The 20,202-nt window shown below is 71.0% G+C and carries 19 protein-coding genes; 14 read left to right on the forward strand and 5 right to left on the reverse strand.

Going from position 1 to position 20,202, the window contains the following annotated elements:
* Positions 1-23: 23 nt before the first annotated feature.
* Positions 24-1,172: a 4-hydroxyphenylpyruvate dioxygenase gene (gene hppD / locus AB0G52_RS05245; RefSeq protein ID WP_132890548.1), complete on the forward strand. Its 1,149-nt coding sequence runs from the start codon at positions 24-26 to the stop codon at positions 1,170-1,172.
* Between the two features lie 24 nt (positions 1,173-1,196).
* Here the strand turns inward: hppD and AB0G52_RS05250 are convergent, their stop codons facing one another.
* The gene (locus AB0G52_RS05250; RefSeq protein ID WP_361333883.1) at positions 1,197-2,690 is read right to left on the reverse strand and encodes a hypothetical protein; all 1,494 of its coding nucleotides are present in this window, start codon (positions 2,688-2,690) and stop codon (positions 1,197-1,199) included.
* Between the two features lie 92 nt (positions 2,691-2,782).
* On the opposite strand from AB0G52_RS05250, the gene AB0G52_RS05255 reads away from it, so the two are divergent.
* A complete protein-coding gene (locus AB0G52_RS05255; protein WP_132890550.1) occupies positions 2,783-4,189 on the forward strand; it encodes an FAD-linked oxidase C-terminal domain-containing protein in 1,407 nt (468 codons plus the stop codon).
* An 18-nt stretch (positions 4,190-4,207) separates the two neighbouring features.
* Here the strand turns inward: AB0G52_RS05255 and AB0G52_RS05260 are convergent, their stop codons facing one another.
* Positions 4,208-4,621 carry an SsgA family sporulation/cell division regulator gene (locus tag AB0G52_RS05260; protein WP_132890551.1) on the reverse strand — a complete coding sequence of 138 codons (414 nt, stop codon included), beginning with the start codon at positions 4,619-4,621 and terminating at the stop codon, positions 4,208-4,210.
* Between the two features lie 241 nt (positions 4,622-4,862).
* Here AB0G52_RS05260 and AB0G52_RS05265 point away from each other — a divergent pair, with 241 nt between their 5' ends.
* Both AB0G52_RS05265 and AB0G52_RS05270 read left to right on the forward strand, forming a co-directional pair.
* Complete coding sequence (locus tag AB0G52_RS05265) at positions 4,863-6,383, forward strand: RDD family protein (RefSeq protein WP_361333888.1); 1,521 nt, start codon at positions 4,863-4,865, stop codon at positions 6,381-6,383.
* A gap of 55 nt (positions 6,384-6,438) precedes the next feature.
* Complete coding sequence (locus AB0G52_RS05270) at positions 6,439-7,116, forward strand: RDD family protein (RefSeq protein ID WP_361333891.1); 678 nt, start codon at positions 6,439-6,441, stop codon at positions 7,114-7,116.
* Positions 7,117-7,118: 2 nt separating this feature from the next.
* On the opposite strand, the gene AB0G52_RS05275 is transcribed toward AB0G52_RS05270, so the two are convergent.
* Positions 7,119-7,412 (reverse strand): hypothetical protein, encoded by a 294-nt coding sequence (locus tag AB0G52_RS05275; RefSeq protein ID WP_132890554.1) that lies wholly within the window; start codon positions 7,410-7,412, stop codon positions 7,119-7,121.
* 412 nt (positions 7,413-7,824) lie between these two features.
* Here AB0G52_RS05275 and AB0G52_RS05280 point away from each other — a divergent pair, with 412 nt between their 5' ends.
* A complete protein-coding gene (locus AB0G52_RS05280) occupies positions 7,825-10,185 on the forward strand; it encodes an immune inhibitor A domain-containing protein (protein WP_132890555.1) in 2,361 nt (786 codons plus the stop codon).
* A gap of 121 nt (positions 10,186-10,306) precedes the next feature.
* Positions 10,307-10,636, forward strand: a complete 330-nt coding sequence (locus tag AB0G52_RS05285; RefSeq protein ID WP_361333895.1) for a hypothetical protein — start codon at positions 10,307-10,309, stop codon at positions 10,634-10,636.
* A 139-nt stretch (positions 10,637-10,775) separates the two neighbouring features.
* Here the strand turns inward: AB0G52_RS05285 and AB0G52_RS05290 are convergent, their stop codons facing one another.
* Entirely contained in the window at positions 10,776-11,360 is a 585-nt protein-coding gene (locus tag AB0G52_RS05290) for an isochorismatase family protein (RefSeq protein ID WP_132890557.1), read from the reverse strand.
* A gap of 149 nt (positions 11,361-11,509) precedes the next feature.
* Positions 11,510-12,856, reverse strand: coding sequence for a nicotinate phosphoribosyltransferase (locus AB0G52_RS05295; RefSeq protein WP_361333899.1), 1,347 nt, complete (start codon positions 12,854-12,856; stop codon positions 11,510-11,512).
* Positions 12,857-12,912: 56 nt separating this feature from the next.
* Here AB0G52_RS05295 and clpS point away from each other — a divergent pair, with 56 nt between their 5' ends.
* The 8 genes from clpS to AB0G52_RS05335 all read left to right on the forward strand — a co-directional run bounded on the left by clpS (position 12,913) and on the right by AB0G52_RS05335 (position 20,133).
* Positions 12,913-13,230: an ATP-dependent Clp protease adapter ClpS gene (gene clpS, locus AB0G52_RS05300; RefSeq protein ID WP_351501662.1), complete on the forward strand. Its 318-nt coding sequence runs from the start codon at positions 12,913-12,915 to the stop codon at positions 13,228-13,230.
* A 95-nt stretch (positions 13,231-13,325) separates the two neighbouring features.
* The gene (locus tag AB0G52_RS05305) at positions 13,326-13,931 is read left to right on the forward strand and encodes a DUF2017 domain-containing protein (protein WP_132890560.1); all 606 of its coding nucleotides are present in this window, start codon (positions 13,326-13,328) and stop codon (positions 13,929-13,931) included.
* Between the two features lie 351 nt (positions 13,932-14,282).
* The gene (locus tag AB0G52_RS05310; protein ID WP_361333904.1) at positions 14,283-15,740 is read left to right on the forward strand and encodes an amino acid permease; all 1,458 of its coding nucleotides are present in this window, start codon (positions 14,283-14,285) and stop codon (positions 15,738-15,740) included.
* Between the two features lie 133 nt (positions 15,741-15,873).
* Positions 15,874-16,296 (forward strand): M67 family metallopeptidase, encoded by a 423-nt coding sequence (locus AB0G52_RS05315; RefSeq protein ID WP_132890562.1) that lies wholly within the window; start codon positions 15,874-15,876, stop codon positions 16,294-16,296.
* Positions 16,297-16,403: 107 nt separating this feature from the next.
* The gene (locus tag AB0G52_RS05320) at positions 16,404-16,499 is read left to right on the forward strand and encodes a putative leader peptide (RefSeq protein ID WP_360513238.1); all 96 of its coding nucleotides are present in this window, start codon (positions 16,404-16,406) and stop codon (positions 16,497-16,499) included.
* An 85-nt stretch (positions 16,500-16,584) separates the two neighbouring features.
* Positions 16,585-16,863, forward strand: coding sequence for a MoaD/ThiS family protein (locus AB0G52_RS05325; RefSeq protein ID WP_132890564.1), 279 nt, complete (start codon positions 16,585-16,587; stop codon positions 16,861-16,863).
* Between the two features lie 7 nt (positions 16,864-16,870).
* Positions 16,871-17,821, forward strand: a complete 951-nt coding sequence (locus AB0G52_RS05330; RefSeq protein ID WP_132890565.1) for a cysteine synthase — start codon at positions 16,871-16,873, stop codon at positions 17,819-17,821.
* A 245-nt stretch (positions 17,822-18,066) separates the two neighbouring features.
* Positions 18,067-20,133 carry a putative Ig domain-containing protein gene (locus AB0G52_RS05335; RefSeq protein WP_361333908.1) on the forward strand — a complete coding sequence of 689 codons (2,067 nt, stop codon included), beginning with the start codon at positions 18,067-18,069 and terminating at the stop codon, positions 20,131-20,133.
* Positions 20,134-20,202 lie beyond the last annotated feature (69 nt).

The following is a 20,202-nucleotide window of genomic DNA, read 5'->3' on the forward strand; positions in this document are numbered from 1 at the left end:
TCGGCCGGGTTCACCCTTCGACCATGACGCAGACCACACACCACACTCCCGGCACGACGGTCCGGCAGGACGACCCCTTCCCGGTCCGGGGAATGGACGCGGTCGTCTTCGCCGTGGGCAACGCCAAGCAGGCGGCGCACTACTACTCCAGCGCCTTCGGCATGCGGCTGGTCGCGTACTCCGGACCGGAGAACGGCAGCCGCGAGACCGCGAGCTACGTCCTGGAGAACGGCTCGGCGAGGTTCGTCCTCACCTCCGTCATCAAGCCCGCCACCCCCTGGGGCCACTTCCTCGCCCAGCACGTCGCCCAGCACGGCGACGGGGTGGTCGACCTCGCCATCGAGGTCCCGGACGCCCGCCGCGCCTACGCGTACGCGATCGAGCACGGCGCCCGTTCGGTGGCCGAGCCCTACGAGCTGAAGGACGAGCACGGCACGGTGGTGCTGGCCGCGATCGCCACCTACGGCGAGACCCGCCACACCCTGGTCGAACGCACCGGCTACGACGGCCCGTACCTCCCGGGGTTCACCGCCGCGTCCCCGATCGTCGAGCCCCCGGCCCGCCGCACCTTCCAGGCCGTCGACCACTGCGTCGGCAACGTCGAACTCGGCCGGATGAACGACTGGGTGGACTTCTACCACCGGGTCATGGGCTTCTCGAACATGAAGGAGTTCGTCGGCGACGACATCGCCACCGAGTACAGCGCGCTGATGTCCAAGGTGGTCGCCGACGGAACCCTCAAGGTCAAGTTCCCGATCAACGAACCGGCCATCGCCAAGAAGAAGTCCCAGATCGACGAGTACCTGGAGTTCTACGGCGGCGCGGGCGTCCAGCACATCGCACTCAACACCAACGACATCGTCGAGACCGTACGGACCATGCGCGCGGCCGGCGTCGAGTTCCTCGACACCCCGGACAGCTACTACGACACCCTCGGCGAGTGGGTCGGCGACACCCGGGTGCCGATCGACACTCTGCGCGAGCTGAAGATCCTCGCCGACCGCGACGAGGACGGCTACCTGCTGCAGATCTTCACCAAGCCGGTCCAGGACCGCCCGACGGTCTTCTTCGAGATCATCGAACGGCACGGCTCGATGGGCTTCGGCAAGGGCAACTTCAAGGCCCTCTTCGAGGCGATCGAGCGGGAGCAGGACCGCCGCGGCAACCTGTAGCCGGTGGCAGCCGGGGAGGAGCCGTCACCCCGGCAGCGGCTCCTCCGGAGGTTCCTCGCCCAGCGCCGCCAGGGCCGATCTCGCCACCGGGGCCTGCACCGGGGAGAAGTACGGGTTGACGCGCAGGGCGTCCTGAAGGTGGCGGCGGGCCGAGGCGTCCTCGTCCAGGTCGCGTTCGATCATGCCCCGGTGGAAGGCGTACAGGGCGCTGCGCACCCCGCCGCCCTTCGTCGAGTCCGTGGCGATCGACGCGTACCGCAGGGCCTCCTGGTCGTCGCCGGCCCGGTGCAGCGCCCAGCCCAGCGCGTCCGCGACCTCGATGCCGGGCTGCCGCTCCCACTCGGCGGTCAGCCGCTGCACGCCCTCCTCGGGGTCCCCGTGGTCCGCCTCGTACTGGCCGATCAGCAGATCGTCGTCGACCCCGGCGGCCAGCTCCTTCTCCACCTGGGCCCGCATCAGCCCGAACTGCGTGCGGGCCTGTTCGGCCATCCCCAGTGACTCGTACAGCTCGGCCAGCTCCAGCGAGACCTGCGGGGCGGCCCGGTGGGCGAGGGCCTCCCGGTACGCGGTCAGCGCGTCCCGGGTGCGGCCCAGCGCGGCCAGCGCCCGCCCCTGCCCGGCGCGCGCGGCCCACTGGTCGGCGTCGAGGCGTACGGCCGCCTCGAAGTGCCGCAGTGCGTCCTCCCGTTCGCCCCGCTCCCAGGCCAGCTGCCCGGCCTGGGTGAGGTACGCGGCCTGCTCGGCGGGCGTCCCCGCGGCCGCCGCCGCGTCCGTCACCTGGGCCACCGCGTCCTCGCGCCAGCCCCGGTCCCGGTACACCGCCGAGGCCCGCGCCATCACGGCCGGTCTCACCGCCGCCCCCACCTTCAGCGCCATCAGCTTGTCCAGCGCGGCGCGGGCCGCCTTGTAGTCGCCGAGCCCGTCGCAGGCGTCGATCAGCACCGGATACGTCGCCCACCGCTTCGGCGCCGCCTTCAGCGCCTCCTCCGCGTACCGGCGGCCCTCGGCGAAGTCCCGGCGCGCGTTCGCCAGCGCCGCGAGCCCGCCCAGCGCCTCGGTGTTGCCCTTGGCGGCCACCTGGAGCGAGGTCCGCAGCGCCTGCTCGGCCTTCGGGTAGTCGGCGGTCCCGTCCGTCCGCCGGGCCCTCGCCACGTACGCGGTCCCCAGCACCGCCCAGGCCCGCGCGTCCTTCGGATGCTCCCGCACCCACAGCTCCCGGGCGCCGATGAGCGAGGTGAGGTCGGGCAGGGCGGCCGGCCGGCCGTCGAGGACGGCCGCCTGCACCGCCGCCGCCCGCGCCCCCGCGAAGGCCGGGGGGCCGGCCGCCGGGTGCGGTGCGGCGGCGCGGTGCGGCGCGCGCGGCCACAGCAGCAGCGTCCCGCCCGCCGCCACCCCGCAGGCCAGCGCGACGACCAGCAGCCGCCGCAGCACCCGGCCCCGGCCCCGGCGGCGCGGCGGGCCGGGCTCCGCGAGCAGCGACGTACCGGGCCCGGACTGTCGGTTCTCGAGCGCGCACATGCCGCTCACTGTGCGTCAATACGACCACGGCATCCGGGCGGCCCAAGGACGGACCCTGTGGGGTTCACACCGATGGCCCCGGGTGCGACGCTGTGATCATGAGCCGTATCGAAGCGCCTCGGGACGAAGCCACCAGCAACCTCACCGACCGGCTCCTCGCGGGTCTGCCGGCCGACGCGGTGCTCGTCGACCCCGACGTGACCGCCTCCTACGCCAACGACATGGCGAGCTTCTGCCCGGCCGGCACCCCGGCCGCCGTCGTGCTGCCGCGCACGGTCGAACAGGTCCAGCACGTCATGCGCGTCGCCACCGAACTGCGCGTCCCGGTCGTCCCGCAGGGCGCCCGCACCGGCCTGTCCGGCGCCGCGAACGCCGTCGACGGCTGCATCGCGCTGTCCCTGACCCGGATGGACCGCATCCTGGAGATCTCGCCGGTGGACCGTGTCGCGGTCGTCGAACCCGGCGTCGTCAACGCCGACCTCTCCCGGGCGGTCGAGGAACACGGTCTCTCCTACCCGCCGGACCCCTCCAGCTGGGAGACGTGCACGATCGGCGGGAACATCGGCACCGCCTCGGGCGGCCTGTGCTGCGTGAAGTACGGGGTGACCGCCGAGTACGTCCTCGGTCTGGACGTCGTCCTCGCCGACGGGCGGCTGATGTCCACCGGCAGGCGGACGGCCAAGGGCGTCGCGGGCTACGACCTCACCCGGCTCTTCGTCGGCTCCGAGGGCTCCCTCGGCATCGTCGTACGCGCCGTGCTCGCGCTGAAGCCCAGGCCGCCGCAGCAGCTGGTGCTGGCCGCCGAGTTCTCCTCCGCGGCCGCCGCCTGTGACGCGGTGTGCCGGATCATGGCGGGCGGGCACGTCCCGTCCCTCCTGGAACTGATGGACCGCACGACCGTGCGAGCCGTCAACGAACTCACCCACATGGGCCTGCCCGAGTCGACCGAGGCCCTGCTGCTCGCCGCGTTCGACACCCCGGACCCCGCCGCGGACCTCGCCGCCCTCGGCAGGCTCTGCGAGGCGGCGGGCGCCACCCAGGTGGTCCCGGCCGACGACGCCGCCGAGTCCGAACTCCTCCTCCAGGCCCGCCGCTCCTCGCTGATCGCCCTGGAGAAGGTCAAGGGCACCACGATGATCGACGACGTGTGCGTGCCCCGCTCCCGGCTCGGCGACATGCTCGAAGGGGTGGAGCGCATCGCCGAGAAGCACGGGCTGACCATCGGGGTCGTCGCGCACGCCGGTGACGGCAACACCCACCCCACCGTCTGCTTCGACGCCCAGGACCCCGGTGAACGCGCCCGCGCCCGTGCGTCCTTCGACGAGATCATGGCCCTCGGCCTGGAACTCGGCGGCACCATCACCGGCGAACACGGCGTCGGCGTCCTGAAGAAGGAGTGGCTGGCCCAGGAGATCGGGCCGGTGGGCGTCGAGATGCAGCGGGCCGTCAAGAACGTCTTCGACCCGCTGGGCATCCTCAATCCCGGCAAGCTGTTCTGAACCCATCCGCCGGCGGCCTCACCGGGCGAGCAGCTGGTCGAGCGCGTCGTCGATCCCCAGCCGTGCGCCCTCGGTCCCCGGCGGCACGGCACGCAGCGTCCGCTCCAGCCAGGCGGACACCTGGGCGGTCGGCGCCTCAAGGAGGGCGTCACCGTCGGGTGAACTCAGCGCCATCAGCACGACGCTGCGGCCCTCCGCCTTCGTCGGCCACACCCGCACGTCCCCGTGCCCGCTCGGCCGGAACACCCCTTCCACCAGCAGGTCGCGGGCGAAGGTCCAGTGGACCGGGGACTCCGAGGTGATGTGGAAGCTGACGTGGACGGCGTAGGGGTCGTCGCAGCGGTAGCGGAGCCGGGCGGGGACCGGGATGCTCCGCTCGGGGGACAGGATGAGCCGCAGCTCCAGCTCGCGTTCCACGACGGTGTGATGCATGGCGTCCGTTTCCTCTCTCGATCAGTCGTACGGGTACCGGTGGCGGGCCCGTACGAGTGGAGAGCCGCCGGGGGCGCGAGCATTACGCGGGTTACGGGAAATTTTCTTCCGATGTGGTGAAGGGGGTGCACGGGGCTGCCCGGAAAGGGGCGGGTCCTGCGGGACTGGCGGTGACGGGCACCCGGGTCTGATAGATGTGGAGGCTCCCACACCACCCCCGAGCAGATACGGGACGACGGACATGAGCGCCCCAACTCCGGCACCCGGTGACGAACGGCCCCGCGAGGGCTACTACCCGGACCCGTCCATCCCCGGCTACGTCCGTTACTGGAACGGTGCCGCGTGGGTGCCGGGCACCAGCCGTCCGGCCCCGGCCGCCGGTGAACCGCTCAGCCCGCCGCCCGGCTCCCGGCCCGCGGCACCCGCCTCCGTCGAGGAGACCGGCCCGCACTTCTTCGACGAGGACCCGCAGCCGCCGGCGGCCTCCGGCTGGACGGCCGAGGGGGCCGCCTGGGGCACCGACCCGCGCTCGGCGCCGGGCGCGCCGCCCCGGCCCGACGGCCGGTCCTCCCGCACCGACGGCACGGCGACGATCCCGCCCGCGGACGAGGGGGACCTCGACTCCGGCGGCACGTTCGTCTTCCGCAGGCCGACGGTCGGACCGGCGGGCACCCCGCCCCCCGTGGACGACGGCACGATGACCTTCCGCCCGATCCGGGACGAGACCCCACCGAACCGGGGGACGGGCACCGGGTCCCAGGGCGGCGGGGCGACAGGTGGTCCCGGTGCCGGCGGCGCCGGAGCACCCGGTGCCGGAACGGCCGGGTTCGGTGCGCCGGGTTCCGGAGGGCCGGGCGTGGCGGGTGGCGCAGGTGCGGCGAGCGGTGCCGGTGCCGCGGGTGCGGCCGGTTTCGGGAGCCGGGGTCCGGCCGGTGGTTCCGCCGGGTTCGGTGCTCAGGGGCCTGTCGGCGCGCCCGGCGCCTCCGGCGGAGCCGTTCCCGGGCGGCCCGGCTTCGGTGCCGGGAAGGCCGCCGTGGAACGGGCCGCCGCGGCCCTGCCGTCGCCCGCGGGCCCCGCCGTCGCCCCCGCCGTGCCCCCGCAGTCCGCCGGGCCGGAGCCCGCGCCCGCCCCGCCCGTGGCTCCCATGGCCGCCGGTGCCGGGGGCGGGCAGTCCTCGTGGCCGCAGCAGGTGCACCAGCTCGCCGGTGACCAGCAGGTCGCGCCCTGGAAGCCGCCGGTGGAGGACGTCTTCCAGGCCGCCGCCCGACGCCAGGCGGCGGCCCGCCCCGCCGGGCTCGGCAGGCGGTTCGGCGCCCGGCTCGTCGACAGCCTGCTCGTCGGCGCGGTCACCGCGGTCGCCGCCGTACCGCTCGGCACCAGGGCCGCCGACCACGTGCAGGACAAGATCGACGCGGCCAGGCTGTCAGGCCGTACCGAGACGGTATGGCTCCTCGACGGCACCACGGGCCTGTACCTGGGCATCGTGCTCGCCGTCCTGCTCGTCGCCGGCCTCCTCTACGAGGTGCTGCCCACCGCCAAGTGGGGCCGCACGCTGGGCAAGAAGCTGTTCGGCCTGGAGGTGCGCGACATCGAGGGCCACGAGCCGCCGGCCTTCGGCGCCGCGCTGCGCCGCTGGCTGGTGTACACCGTGCCGGGGCTGCTCGGCATCGGGATCGTCGGCGTCGCCTGGTGCCTGTTCGACCGCCCCTGGCACCAGTGCTGGCACGACAAGGCGGCGCACACCTTCGTAGCGGGGGCATGACCCGTACGGCCGCTCGCCGGATGCGGGCCCGGCCGCCGCGCGTTCCACTCGGGCCATGAGCACCGAACCGCCGCCGCCCCCGGGCCCTGGAGAGCCGCCGGAAGACCCGTTCAGGAAGCCGCCCCCACCGGACCGGGACGAGGGCCAGGGCGCGGGCTCGCCGTACGACGCCCCGTACGGCGGCGCACACCCCCCGCCGCCCTCCTACGGCGGCGGCCCGTACGGCGAAGGCGGCGGCTACGGTGGCGGCGGTCCCGGAGGATCCCCGGCCGATCCGCTGGCCGGCATGCCCCCGCTCGCGGACAGCGGCAGGCGCACCCTCGCCCGCATCATCGACATGATCCTGGTGCTCATCGTGGTCTGGCTGATCACCCTGGTCTTCGGCGTGCGCGAGTACGAGGTGAACAGCGACCGGGTCGCGGTCGGCAAGTCCCTCGCGCAGTCGATCATCGCCTGCGTCCTGTTCGTCGCGTACGACACCCTGCTGATCGCGAAGTCGGGGCAGACCCTCGGCAAGAAGTGGCTGGGCATGCGGGTCGCCAACCTGAGCGACGGCGCCACGCCCTCCACCCAGACCTCGCTGATCCGCGCCCTGGTGCTCTGGGTGCCGTTCGCCTTCTGCTGCGCCTGCGTCTGGACGGTGATCTGCGGCGGCTGGAGCTACTTCGACAAGCCGTACAAACAGGGACTGCACGACAAGGCAGGGAAGACGGTCGTCGTCAGTACGCGATGACGTCAGGGGGCGGTGCGCTCCCGGACGGGCTCGGCCGTGGCGGCGGCCACGGTCTCCCGGTGCACGGGGACCCGGGCGCCGGGCGGTGCGGAAGGGGCGGGCTCGGACCGGGCGACCGTGCGCGGCCGGGGGAGCGGGACCGTCATGGCCACCAGCAGTCCCAGACCGAGCGCGGCGAGCGCGATGACCGCGATCGCGATGCCCGAACTCGTCTGTGACAGCAGCAGCATGGCGAGCGTCGAGCAGATCACGGTGCACGAACCGTAGACGAGCTGTGCCGGGGTCGGACGAGGCATGGCAATCGTGTCCTCGGGAGATGTGGAGGTGAGACGGGGAGCAGGCCTGGCATTCCACCGGCTTCCGGGCGTTCCACCATTCGACTCTATTCGCGTGTGTGCCCGAGTGGAACGACCGGTAAGCGTGACCTAACCCACGGTACCGGTGCACGGGGGGCGCATGGTCGCATGGGTCTCGCCCACTGGACGCATATGCGCGCCGGTTATCCATGTCCGACTCCGGGCCGGAGTGTCCGTAAAGCGAACTTCAGCTCCGCATACTGGAGTTGCAGTGTCCGAGTCAAGGTCTGTCTTTTCTCGTAAACCAGTAGTCAAATGACGTCACTTGAAACGACGCGTTGATCGTGCGCGCACGGGCCCCAACCATCACCCGGTCCCCCTTCCGTGCGCGCGGCGCGGGGGAGGAACTCAAGTGACCAGCAGACCCTGGACGTTCAGAGCACTCGCCGTCGGCGTGACGCTCGCGACCGCCTCCGCAGGTTTCGCCACCTTCGCGGTCGCGCAGGCCGCGACCCCGGCGAAGAGCGCCACCGTCGACCGGCACGACCCGTCGGCGAAGCAGGACGAGCACGACCTGGACGGCCCGCTGAGCAAGACCCAGGAGGCCCAGCGCCAGGAGGCCCTCGACCAGGTCATATCCGGTAAGGCCCAGGTCAAGGACCGGGACGGCTCCAAGGTCGTCCAGTTGAAGGGCAAGAAGGGCGGCAGCAAGTACGTCGAGCTCGGCCGGGAGAAGACCGACAAGATCTTCACCATCCTGGTCGAGTTCGGGGACCAGACCGACCCCCGGTACAACGGCACGGCCGGCCCGCTGCACAACCAGATAGCCCAGCCCGACCGCACCAAGGACAACTCCACCGCGTGGCAGGCGGACTACAACCAGCAGCACTTCCAGGACCTCTACTTCGGCACCGGCAAGAACACCGAGTCGCTGAAGAAGTACTACGAGAAGCAGTCCTCGGGCCGCTACTCGGTCGACGGTGAGGTCACCGACTGGGTCAAGGTCCCCTACAACGAGGCCCGTTACGGCAACAACGCCTGCGGCTCCACCACCTGCTCCAGCGTCTGGAACCTGGTGCGCGACGGCCTGAACGCCTGGGTCGCCGACCAGAAGGCGGCCGGCAAGTCCGACGCCGCGATCAAGGCGGACCTCGCCCAGTACGACCAGTGGGACCGCTACGACTACGACGGCGACGGCAACTTCAACGAGCCGGACGGCTACGTCGACCACTTCCAGATCGTGCACGCCGGTGAGGACGAGTCCGCGGGCGGCGGCGCCCAGGGCACCGACGCGATCTGGGCGCACCGCTGGTACGCCTTCGGCACCGACGCCGGCGCCACCGGCCCGGCGGACAACAAGCTCGGCGGCACCCAGGTCGGCAACACCGGAGTCTGGGTCGGCGACTACACGATGCAGCCGGAGAACGGCGGCCTCGGCGTCTACGCCCACGAGTACGGCCACGACCTCGGCCTGCCGGACGAGTACGACACCGACGGCGGCGAGAACTCCACCGGTTTCTGGACGCTGATGTCCTCCGGCTCCTGGCTGGGCACCGGCAAGGAGGCCATCGGCGACCTGCCGGGCGACATGAACGCCTGGGACAAGCTGCAGCTGGGCTGGCTGAACTACGACACGGCCAAGGCCGGCACCCGCTCCAGCCACAAGCTGGGCGTCGCCGAGTACAACACGAAGAACAAGCAGGCCCTGGTGGTCTCGCTGCCCGACAAGGCGGTCACGACCACGGTCGTCACCCCCGCCCAGGGCTCGTCCCAGTGGTGGAGCGGCAGCGGCAACGACCTGAAGAACACGCTGACCCGTGACGTCGACCTCACCGGCAAGTCGTCCGCGACGCTCTCGCTGGACGGCTGGTACGACATCGAGGCGAACTACGACTACCTCTACGCCGAGGTGTCCACCGACGGCGGCGCCAACTGGACCGCCCTGGACGGCACGGTGAACGGTGCCGCCATCCCGCGCGACGGCAGCGACAAGCCGGCGCTCACCGGCTCCATCGACGCGTACGCCAAGCTGTCGTACCCGCTGGACGCCTACGCGGGCCAGAAGATCCAGCTCCGCTTCCGCTACCAGACCGACGGCGGGGTGGCCCTGAAGGGCTTCGCGGCCGACGAGATCACGGTGACGGCGGACGGTGCGGCCGTCTTCTCCGACAACGCCGAGTCGGCGGACGCCGCTTGGACCGCGGCCGGCTTCTCCCGGATCGGCGCGTCCTTCACCAAGGACTACGCGCAGTACTACATCGCGGAGAACCGCCAGTACGTGTCGTACGACAAGACCCTCAAGGTCGGCCCGTACAACTTCGGCTTCTCGACGACCCGTCCGGACTGGGTGGAGCACTACCCGTACCAGAACGGCCTGTTGATCTGGAAGTGGGACACCTCCGAGGCGGACAACAACACGCACACGGGCGACGGCGGTCACCCGGGCACCGGTCTGATCCTCCCGGTCGACTCCCACCCGGCGCCGCTGAAGTGGTCCGACGGCACGCTGATGCGCAACCGCGTCCAGGCCTACGACTCGCCGTTCAGCCTCTACGCGACCGACGGCATCACGCTGCACAAGGCGGACGTCGCGACGAAGATCAAGGGGTCGCGCGGGGTGCCGGTCTTCGACGACCACGCCAGCACCTACTACGACCCGTCGAACCCGACCGCCGGTGTCAAGATCACTGACACCAACACCAAGATCAAGATCGTCAAGGAGGCGCGAGACGGCTCCACGATCTCCCTCCAGGTCGGTCCCGCGGTGAAGTAGTTTCTGTTTCCGCAGGTCAGGCGCGTATCGGCGGCAACCCCTTGGCGGGTCGCCGCCGATCGTGTTTAGGTGCGTCCTGTGACTTTCTTATTGACACCGACGCACACGGGGGTGTGACCGCATGACCGCAGGAGGGTTCTGCAAGCTGCCGAACGGCACGGTGGTGGTGGCGCTGAACCTGCCCAGTCCGACCACCGCGGACGGCTCGTCCGCCGTCCGCGTCCTGGTCCACGCCCAGAACCGCGCCCGAGCCCTGACCAGGCTCCGCAACCTCGGCATGCGGGCGGTCTACCTGCGGGGCAACGCCGCCCCGCCGACCCCGGACGAGATCACGGCCGTCCTCCACCACCCGGACGGCCTCATATGGCGAACGACCCCTGACAACGGTGTCACCCCCCTGGAACTCTGGAGACCGATCAGATCCCTGCTCCAAAGATCAGCAGCAGCCTGATTTCGACGCCGGGCAGTGGCAGCGCCCAAGGGGCGCTGGGGGCACCCCCGGCCGAAGGCTGGGGGAGGAACTGCGCGACCAGCCCCCACCGGCCCGCACATACCCACCGGCCGCCGAGCTCCGCCAAACCCGGCGGAGCTCACACCACCGGCTTGCCGGTCAGCTCCACGCCCGCCTGGCGGAGCTCCTCCAGGGCCCGCTGGGTGGTCGCCTCGGCCACCCCCGCCGTGAGGTCCAGCAGCACCTGGGTGCGGAAGCCCTCCTTCGCGGCGTCCAGGGCGGTGGCCCGCACGCAGTGGTCCGTCGCTATGCCCACCACGTCCACCTCGTCGATCTTGCGGGCACGCAACCACTCCGCGAGGCCGACCCCGTTCTCGTCGACCCCCTCGAACCCGCTGTACGCCGCCGCGTACTCGCCCTTGCTGAACACCGCGTCCACCGCGCCGGAGGCGACCGCGGGGGCGAAGTTCGGGTGGAAGCCCACCCCCTCGGTGCCGGCGACGCAGTGCGCGGGCCAGCTGCGGACGTAGTCCGGGTTGTCGGCGAAGTGGCCGCCCGGCGCGATGTGGTGGTCGCGGGTCGCCACCACGTGGCGGTACCCGGCCGGCGCCTGACCGATCAGCTCCGTGATCGCGGCGGCCACGTCGGCACCCCCGGCCACGGCGAGACTGCCCCCCTCGCAGAAGTCGTTCTGCACATCGACGACGATCAAGGCGCGGCGCATGGTGGGTGCCCTTCGGATTCGGTATCGGCTGGTGTCGAGGGGGGAGACGCAGAATGAAGGCGTGCGGGTCCGGCCTGAACCTCCGAGCGTAGAGAGTTACGGGGGCGTAGGGGAGAGGGCTTTGCAGGGCGCGTACGCGGGCACTCGCCCTAGCTACCCGAGCGCCCCTGGACGTACTCCGTCGGAATGACCGGTTCCCCCCGGGAGAGCTGGGTCGCGGAGAGGGGCAGATTGGCCCTGGCCGCCGCATGGCGTGCGCGGGGCGCGTCCAGGGGCTCGCGTGCCACCACGTCGCCGGACTTCACCAGCTCGACCAGGAGCTGTCGCTCGGCCAGGTCCGCCGGGACCTCCCCGGTGCCCACGACCTCGGCCTCCGCCACCCCGTCGGCGTCCAGCCGCCGCGCCGCCCACTTGCGCCCGCCCACGGAGGTCTTGCCGCCCGACGACTTCTTCGCCACCGGCACCAGCCGCGCCTTCGGATCGGCGGACTCGGCGCGGGCGACCAGCTTGTAGACCATGGAGCAGGTGGGGTGCCCGGAGCCGGTCACCAGCTGGGTGCCCACGCCGTAGGCGTCCACCGGCGCGGCGGCCAGCGAGGCGATGGCGTACTCGTCCAGGTCGGAGGTCACGACGATCTTCGTGTCGACCGCGCCCAGCTCGTCCAGCTGCTGGCGCACCCGGTGGGCGACCAGCAGCAGGTCGCCGGAGTCGATGCGCACGGCGCCCAGCTCGGGCCCGGCGACCTCCACGGCCGCCCGGACCGCCTCGGCGACGTCGTAGGTGTCGACCAGCAGGGTGGTGCCCCGGCCGAGCGAGTCGACCTGGGCCCTGAAGGCGTCCCGCTCGTGGTCGTGCAGGAGGGTGAAGGCGTGCGCGGAGGTGCCGACGGTGGGGATGCCGTAGCGGAAGCCGGCCGCCAGGTCGGAGGTGGTCGCGAAACCGCCGACGTAGGCCGCGCGGGAGGCGGCGACGGCGGCCAGTTCGTGGGTGCGGCGGGCCCCCATCTCGATCAGCGGGCGGTCCCCGGCGGCCGAGGACATGCGGGAGGCGGCGGCCGCGATCGCCGAGTCGTGGTTGAGGATGGAGAGGATCACGGTCTCCAGGAGCACGCACTCCCCGAAGGACCCCTCCACCCGCATGATCGGCGAGCCCGGGAAGTAGACCTCGCCCTCGGGGTAGCCCCAGATGTCACCGCTGAAGCGGTAGCCGGCGAGCCACTGGAGGGTCGGGCCGTCGACGATGCCGCGCTCCTCCAGGAAGCGGAGCACGTCCGCGTCGAACCGGAAGTTCTCGACCGCGTCCAGGACCCGTCCGGTGCCCGCCAGCACGCCGTAGCGGCGCCCTTCCGGCAGCCTCCGGGTGAAGACCTCGAAGACGCTGTGCCGTTCGGCCGTCCCCGCCTTGAGGGCGGCCTGCAACATCGTCAGCTCGTACTGGTCGGTGAAGAGCGCCGTCGACGGAACATCCACCGGCAGCCCCAGGTCCGCAATGTTCATGACGGAGACTGTACCCCCATTTCGTCAGTGTGACGATTTTTCTCCGGCGTGGCAGCATGGGCCATGTGACGTCACCTGCTCCCGTAGAGATCGAACGCACCGAGTCGGCGGAGGAGACCTTCGCCGTACCCGAGCCCGACGTCCCGTGGATCACGCTCGTGCACAACGACCCCGTCAACCTCATGAGCTATGTGACGTACGTCTTCCAGACGTACTTCGGCTATCCCAAGGACAAGGCCACCAAGCTCATGCTGGACGTCCACCACAAGGGCCGCGCGGTCGTCTCCAGCGGCACCCGTGAGGAGATGGAACGCGACGTGCAGGCGATGCACGGCTACGGCCTGTGGGCCACCCTCCAGCAGGACCGGAAGTAGCGCCGGAAAGCAGCCAGCGGCCGGCGCCCCGGAGAGCAGTCCCGAAGGGCGCGGCCGGACTCCTCGACCAGGACCGGAAGCAGCGAACCTTCTCCATGCCAGGAACCTTCGAACCGCTCCCCGGCGGCGGCGCGGCCGTCGCCCTCGACGACGTCGAGATCTCCATCATCCGGTCGCTGGCCGTCCAGCTCCTGGAGCTCATCGGCCCGGGACCGGCCGAGGACGCCCCCGACGACCCGCTCGCCGAACTGTTCGCCGAGGGGCCCAGTGAGGCCCCCGCCGACCCGGTGCTGCGCCGGCTCTTCCCCGACGCCTACGGCGACCCGGAGCGGCTCCCGGAGTCCCCCGAGGAGGCCGCGGAGCAGCAGGCCCACTCCGCCGAGTTCCGCCGCTACACCGAGAACGACCTGCGTGCGCGCAAGCGGGAGAGCGCCCTCGCGGTGATCCGCTCCCTGGACGCGCTCGCCCCCGCGGAGCAGGGCGGCGCGGTCCTGGAGCTGGCCCCGGGGGAGTCCCGGGAGTGGCTCGGCGCCCTCAACGACCTGCGCCTCGCGATCGGCTCCCGGCTGGACATCACCGACGAGGACGACACCGACCTGCTCTACCGGCTCCCCGACGAGGACCCGCGCAAGCCGATGGTGATGGCGTACCTGTGGCTCGGCGGCCTCCAGGAGACCCTGGTCGCCACCCTGATGCCGTAAGCGTCGTCCCCAATGTCGTAGAAGATCCGGGTTCCGTGTTCGCTCAGAGGACGCTCAAATCCGGATAACGATCCCGTCACCGTTGCGGCCTGGTATGACCTTTTCGGCCGCACTTTGTCCGCTTCTTCCAGTGGTGTGCGCCACACTCCCTTTCGGCTGAACCCGGTGATCAATGTTGCGGCCGTGATAAATCTTCACGACCGCCCGGCGAACACCACCCATGTGTCGTCCGGGTGCGCCACCGAACCGGCAACCGCCGGTCAGGCACCGCTCCATCAATCCGGGGGGATCGAAACCGGTCCGAGGCCGACCAGAGGCCCGGTTCGGCATGGAGAAAGGCGCACACCACACATGACCTCCGCTCAGGTCGACACGTCGCAGAAGGGCTCCGGCGCCTCCGGGGCCGGCGAAGCCCCCGAGGAGGGGTACGAGCGCGGGCTCGGCAGCCGCCAGGTCCAGATGATCGCGATCGGCGGCGCCATCGGCGTCGGGCTCTTCCTGGGTGCCGGCGCGAACATCGCCAAGGCCGGGCCCAGCCTGATCCTCATGTACGCCCTCGCCGGCGGCATCATCTTCTTCATCATGCGGGCGCTCGGCGAACTGCTGCTCTACCGCCCGGTCTCCGGCTCCTTCGCCGAGTACTCGCGGGAGTTCCTCGGCCCGTTCTTCGGCTACTTCACCGGCTGGACGTACTGGCTGATGTGGGTCGTCACCGGCATGGCCGAACTGACGGCCGCCGCGATCTACGTCCACTACTGGTTCCCGGCCATCCCCCAGTGGGTGACGGCCCTGGTGTTCCTGGTGGTCCTCTTCGGGGTGAACCTGATCTCCGTGAAGGTGTTCGGGGAGCTGGAGTTCTGGTTCTCCATGGTCAAGGTGACCGCCCTGATCGGCATGATCGTGATCGGCCTCGGCGTCCTCACCTTCGGCTTCAGCTCCGCGGGCGACACCGCCTCGGTCGCGAACCTCTACCAGTTCGACGGCTTCTTCCCCAAGGGCGTCGGCTCCTCCCTGATGACCCTCCAGGGCGTCATGTTCGCCTACCTCGCGGTCGAGCTGGTCGGCGTCACCGCCGGTGAGTCGGAGAACCCCGAGAAGACCCTCCCCAAGGCGATCAACACCCTGCCCTGGCGCATCGCCCTCTTCTACGTCGGCGCCCTCACGGTGATCCTCTGCGTCGTGAAGTGGACCGAGTTCGCCCCGGGCGTCTCCCCGTTCGTCGCCGCCTTCGCGAAGATCGGCATCCCGGCCGGCGCCGGCATCGTCAACTTCGTCGTCCTGACCGCCGCGCTGTCCTCCTGCAACTCCGGCATGTACTCCACCGGCCGCATGCTGCGGAACCTGGCCGACAGCGGTGAGGCCCCCGCCGTCTTCAAGAAGCTCTCCGCCTCCAAGACCCCGGCGTTCGGCGTCACCGTCTCGGTCCTCTTCATGGGCATCGGCGTGGTCCTCAACTACGTCGTCCCGGAGAAGGCCTTCGGCTACGTCACCTCCGTGGCCACCGCGGCCGGCATCTGGACCTGGCTGATGATCCTGATCAGCCACGTGCTCTACCGCCGCGCGGTCGACGCGGGCCGCCTGCCGGCGTCCTCCTTCCCGGCGCCGGGCGGCGCCGTGTGCAGCTGGATCGCCATCGCCTTCCTGCTCTTCGTGACCTGTCTGATCGCCTACGACGCGGACTCCCGGATCTGCCTGTACGTGATGGCCGGCTGGGCCGCCGCGCTCGGCGTCGGCTGGCTCGTCCTGAAGAACCGCAACCCCGAGGTCACCGAGCGGCGCGAGCAGTCGTCACCGGCGAAGGTGAGCTGACCGCCTCCTCCGGACGTCCGCCCCGGGGAGCACTCGTGGCGCTCCCCGTGGCAGCCGCTCAGGATGTCCGGCATCCGGGCCGCCCCGTACCACCCATCGGTACGGGGCGGCCCTTCTGCTTATCCTGGCGACCATGCTGACCATCACCCAGGCCCTCGTCGACCAGATCGTCGCCCACGCGCGCAAGGACCACCCCGACGAGGCGTGCGGCGTCGTCGCGGGACCGGCGGGTTCGGACCGCCCCGAGCGCTTCCTCCCGATGCTGAACGCGGCGATGTCGCCCACGTTCTACGAGTTCGACTCCGGGGACCTGCTGAAGCTGTACCGCGAGATGGACGACCGCGACGAGGAGCCGGTGGTGATCTACCACTCCCACACGGCGACCGAGGCGTACCCGTCCCGGACGGACATCTCCTACGCGAACGAGCCCGGCGCCCACTACGTCCTCGTCTCCACCGCCGACACCGACGGCCTCGGCGACTTCCAGTTCCGCTCGTACCGCATCGTGGACGGCGAGGTGACGGAGGAGGAGGTCACGATCGTCGAGGCGTACTGAGGCGCCGCGAGCGCCCCCAAGCAGGTCATCTCACTCTTCGGCCGAAATGTGTCCGGAATATGGGATCACACTCCGGGGCCGGTGCCGGGAATCGATACGATGACCCCATGGTTTCCTACGACGTGAGCGAGAAGGCGCCGGGCAGCATGCTCGTGGCGCGGCTGCACGTCGACCTGTGCAGGCTGAACAGCGCCATCTGTTGACGTTTCCCTGCCGCCGTACGGCCGTGAGCCGCGGCGCCCCGCTGCGTGCCCACCCACCCAGACTTTCCGACAGGAGCCCGCGACCATGGCCATCGAGGTCCGCATCCCGACCATCCTCCGCCAGTACACCGACGGCCAGAAGGCGGTGGAGGGCAGCGGTGAGACCCTCGCCGACCTCTTCAACGACCTCGAGACCCGCCACACCGGAATCCACGCCCGCATCGTGGACGACGGCAAGCTGCGCCGCTTCGTGAACGTGTACCTGAACGACGAGGACGTCCGTTTCGTCGACGGCATCAACACCAAGCTCTCCGACGGCGACACCGTGACGATCCTGCCGGCCGTCGCCGGCGGCATGGCCTGAGATCGGCATGCGCTACGACTCCCCGTTGGCCGCGGTCGGCAACACCCCTCTGGTGCGCCTGCCGCGGCTCTCGCCGTCCCCCGAGGTCCGGATCTGGGCCAAGCTGGAGGACCGCAACCCGACCGGCTCGGTCAAGGACCGCCCGGCCCTGCACATGATCGAGCAGGCCGAGAAGGACGGCCGGCTCACCCCGGGCTGCACCATCCTGGAGCCGACCTCCGGCAACACCGGCATCTCCCTCGCCATGGCCGCCAAGCTCAAGGGCTACCGGATGGTCTGCGTGATGCCCGAGAACACCTCGCAGGAGCGCCGTGACCTGCTGGGGATGTGGGGTGCGGAGATCATCTCCAGTCCGGCGGCCGGCGGCTCGAACACCGCCGTGCGGGTGGCCAAGGAGCTGTCCGCCGAGCACCCGGACTGGGTGATGCTCTACCAGTACGGCAACCCGGACAACGCGGGCGCGCACTACGCGACGACCGGCCCCGAGATCCTCGCCGACCTGCCCTCCGTCACGCACTTCGTGGCCGGGCTCGGCACGACGGGCACGCTGATGGGCGTCGGCCGCTACCTGCGCGAGCACAAGCCGGACGTGCGGATCGTCGCCGCGGAGCCGCGGTACGACGACCTCGTGTACGGACTGCGGAACCTCGACGAGGGCTTCGTACCCGAGCTGTACGACGCCTCCGTGCTCACCACCCGCTACTCGGTCGGCTCGGCGGACGCCGTGACCCGGACCCGGGACCTGCTCCAGCAGGAGGGCATCTTCGCGGGCATCTCCACCGGCGCCGCGCTGCACGCCGCGATCGGCGTCGGGAAGAAGGCCGTCCAGGCCGGGGAGAGCGCGGACATCGTGTTCGTCGTCGCCGACGGCGGCTGGAAGTACCTGTCGACCGGCGTCTACACCGCCGCCACGACCGAGGAAGCCATCGAGACCCTCCAGGGTCAGCTCTGGGCCTAGTGCTCATCATGGACGCGTCAACCCCCTCCCATGAGGGGGCCAACGCCCCCTACGCCGCAGTAAAGATCTTCGCGCGGAGGAACCGTCCGCGGGGGAAGCCCGTTAGGTTCTGCCCCGTCCTGTCATGCCACGCTCATCGGCATCCCAGGGTGTTCGAAGTGTCATGCTCATGACTGCGCGCACTCTGCCGCCGCTACGCGCGTCACGGGCCTGCCTTGTAACCCCACCGATGGAGGCAGTACCCCATGCGTGAATCACGACGGAGCGTGCGAAGACTCATCGCCTTCGCCTTCCCCGCCCTCGCCCTGGCCGTCTCCGGTTTCGTCGCGGCCCCCGCCGCGCAGGCACAGGCGACCGCCCCGACCTCGGGCACCTCCCAGAGCCCCCGGGTCGCCCAGAACGCCAAGGCCCTCACCGACCCCGCCCGGCAGGCCGTGCACAGCACCGGCAAGGCCGGCCAGAAGGTGCCCACCGAGCACCTGTGCGCCACCGTCACCAAGCCCGGTGAGGTCAACTGCTTCGCGCAGCGCCGCACCGACATCAAGCAGCGGCTGGCCGCCGCGCTCGCCGCCGCTCCCTCCGGCCTGAGCCCGACCAACCTGCACAGCGCCTACAACCTGCCCTCCACGGGCGGTTCCGGCCTGACCGTCGCCGTGGTCGACGCCTACAACGACCCCAACGCGGCCTCGGACCTCGCCACTTACCGCTCGACGTACGGCCTTTCGGCGTGCACGGTCGCCAACGGCTGCTTCAAGCAGGTCAGTCAGACCGGTTCGACGACCTCGCTGCCGACGAACGACTCCGGCTGGGCCGGTGAGGAAGCGCTCGACATCGACATGGTCAGCGCGGTCTGCCCGAACTGCAACATCGACCTCGTCGAGGCGAACTCCGCCACCGACGCCGACCTCGGCGCCGCCGAGAACGAGGCCGTCGCGCTCGGCGCCAAGTTCGTCTCCAACAGCTGGGGCGGCTCCGAGTCCTCCGCGCAGACCGGCGAGGACACCTCGTACTTCAAGCACCCCGGCGTCGCCATCACCGTCTCCGCGGGCGACTCCGCCTACGGCGCCGAGTACCCGGCGACCTCCCAGTACGTGACCGCCGTCGGCGGCACCGCCCTGTCCACCTCGTCCAACTCCCGCGGCTGGACCGAGTCGGTCTGGAAGACCAGCTCCACCGAGGGCACCGGCTCCGGCTGCTCCGCCTACGACGCGAAGCCGAGCTGGCAGACCGACACCGGCTGCTCCAAGCGCATGGAAGCCGACGTCTCCGCGGTCGCCGACCCGGCCACCGGCGTGGCGGTCTACGACACCTACGGCGGCTCCGGCTGGGCCGTCTACGGCGGCACCAGCGCCTCCTCGCCGATCATCGCGGGCGTCTACGCCCTCGCGGGCACCCCGGGCTCCGGGGACTACCCGGCGAAGTACCCGTACAGCCACACGGGCAACCTGTACGACGTGACCAGCGGCAACAACGGCTCCTGCTCCCCGGCGTACTTCTGCACCGCCGGGACCGGCTACGACGGCCCGACCGGCTGGGGCACCCCGAACGGCACGGCCGCCTTCACCGCCGGCAGCGGCGGCAACACGGTGACCGTCACCAACCCGGGCAACCAGTCCACCGCCACCGGCTCCGCGGTGAGCCTGCAGATCTCCGCCACCGACAGCGCGAGCGCCACCCTCACCTACAGCGCCACCGGCCTGCCGACCGGCCTGTCCATCTCCAGCTCCACCGGCCTGATCTCCGGCACGGCGTCCACCGCGGGCACCTACAGCACCACCGTCACCGCGACCGACTCCACCGGAGCCTCCGGTTCGGCCTCCTTCACCTGGACCGTCAGCACCAGCGGCGGCGGCACCTGCACCTCGTCCCAGCTGCTGGGCAACGCCGGCTTCGAGTCGGGCAACACCACCTGGACCGCCTCCAGCGGGGTCATCACCAACGACAGCGGTGAGGCGGCCCACTCGGGCTCGTACAAGGCCTGGCTCGACGGCTACGGCTCCTCGCACACCGACACGCTCTCCCAGTCGGTGACGATCCCCGCCGCCTGCACCCACACCACGTTCACCTTCTACCTGCACGTCGACACCGCCGAGACCACCACCAGCACCCAGTACGACAAGCTGACGGTCAGCGCCGGCTCGACCACCCTGGCCACGTACTCCAACCTGAACGCGGCCTCCGGGTACGTGCAGAAGTCCTTCAGCCTCGGGTCCTACGCGGGCTCGACCGTCACCCTGAAGTTCAGCGGTGTCGAGGACTCCTCGCTCCAGACCAGCTTCGTCGTCGACGACACCGCCGTGACGACCGGCTGACCAGCGCCGCGCACCGACCGGATCCCGCCCCCGGAAGCCGTCCGGGTGCGGGATCCGTATGACCGGGGG

Source organism: Streptomyces sp. NPDC021562 (assembly GCF_040640875.1).
Taxonomy (GTDB): Bacteria; Actinomycetota; Actinomycetes; order Streptomycetales; family Streptomycetaceae; genus Streptomyces.

Bases quoted from the DNA above. Each gene is read 5' to 3' on its own strand.
- AB0G52_RS05305 (WP_132890560.1), top strand. From the start codon at position 13,326: ATGCCAGGAACCTTCGAACCGCTCCCCGGCGGCGGCGCGGCCGTCGCC.
- AB0G52_RS05315 (WP_132890562.1), top strand. From the start codon at position 15,874: ATGCTGACCATCACCCAGGCCCTCGTCGACCAGATCGTCGCCCACGCG.
- clpS (WP_351501662.1), top strand. From the start codon at position 12,913: ATGGGCCATGTGACGTCACCTGCTCCCGTAGAGATCGAACGCACCGAG.
- AB0G52_RS05285 (WP_361333895.1), top strand. From the start codon at position 10,307: ATGACCGCAGGAGGGTTCTGCAAGCTGCCGAACGGCACGGTGGTGGTG.
- AB0G52_RS05250 (WP_361333883.1), bottom strand. From the start codon at position 2,690: ATGTGCGCGCTCGAGAACCGACAGTCCGGGCCCGGTACGTCGCTGCTC.
- AB0G52_RS05275 (WP_132890554.1), bottom strand. From the start codon at position 7,412: ATGCCTCGTCCGACCCCGGCACAGCTCGTCTACGGTTCGTGCACCGTG.
- AB0G52_RS05330 (WP_132890565.1), top strand. From the start codon at position 16,871: ATGCGCTACGACTCCCCGTTGGCCGCGGTCGGCAACACCCCTCTGGTG.
- AB0G52_RS05260 (WP_132890551.1), bottom strand. From the start codon at position 4,621: ATGCATCACACCGTCGTGGAACGCGAGCTGGAGCTGCGGCTCATCCTG.
- AB0G52_RS05265 (WP_361333888.1), top strand. From the start codon at position 4,863: ATGAGCGCCCCAACTCCGGCACCCGGTGACGAACGGCCCCGCGAGGGC.
- hppD (WP_132890548.1), top strand. From the start codon at position 24: ATGACGCAGACCACACACCACACTCCCGGCACGACGGTCCGGCAGGAC.
- AB0G52_RS05290 (WP_132890557.1), bottom strand. From the start codon at position 11,360: ATGCGCCGCGCCTTGATCGTCGTCGATGTGCAGAACGACTTCTGCGAG.
- AB0G52_RS05295 (WP_361333899.1), bottom strand. From the start codon at position 12,856: ATGAACATTGCGGACCTGGGGCTGCCGGTGGATGTTCCGTCGACGGCG.
- AB0G52_RS05310 (WP_361333904.1), top strand. From the start codon at position 14,283: ATGACCTCCGCTCAGGTCGACACGTCGCAGAAGGGCTCCGGCGCCTCC.
- AB0G52_RS05335 (WP_361333908.1), top strand. From the start codon at position 18,067: ATGCGTGAATCACGACGGAGCGTGCGAAGACTCATCGCCTTCGCCTTC.
- AB0G52_RS05325 (WP_132890564.1), top strand. From the start codon at position 16,585: ATGGCCATCGAGGTCCGCATCCCGACCATCCTCCGCCAGTACACCGAC.
- AB0G52_RS05320 (WP_360513238.1), top strand. From the start codon at position 16,404: ATGGTTTCCTACGACGTGAGCGAGAAGGCGCCGGGCAGCATGCTCGTG.
- AB0G52_RS05270 (WP_361333891.1), top strand. From the start codon at position 6,439: ATGAGCACCGAACCGCCGCCGCCCCCGGGCCCTGGAGAGCCGCCGGAA.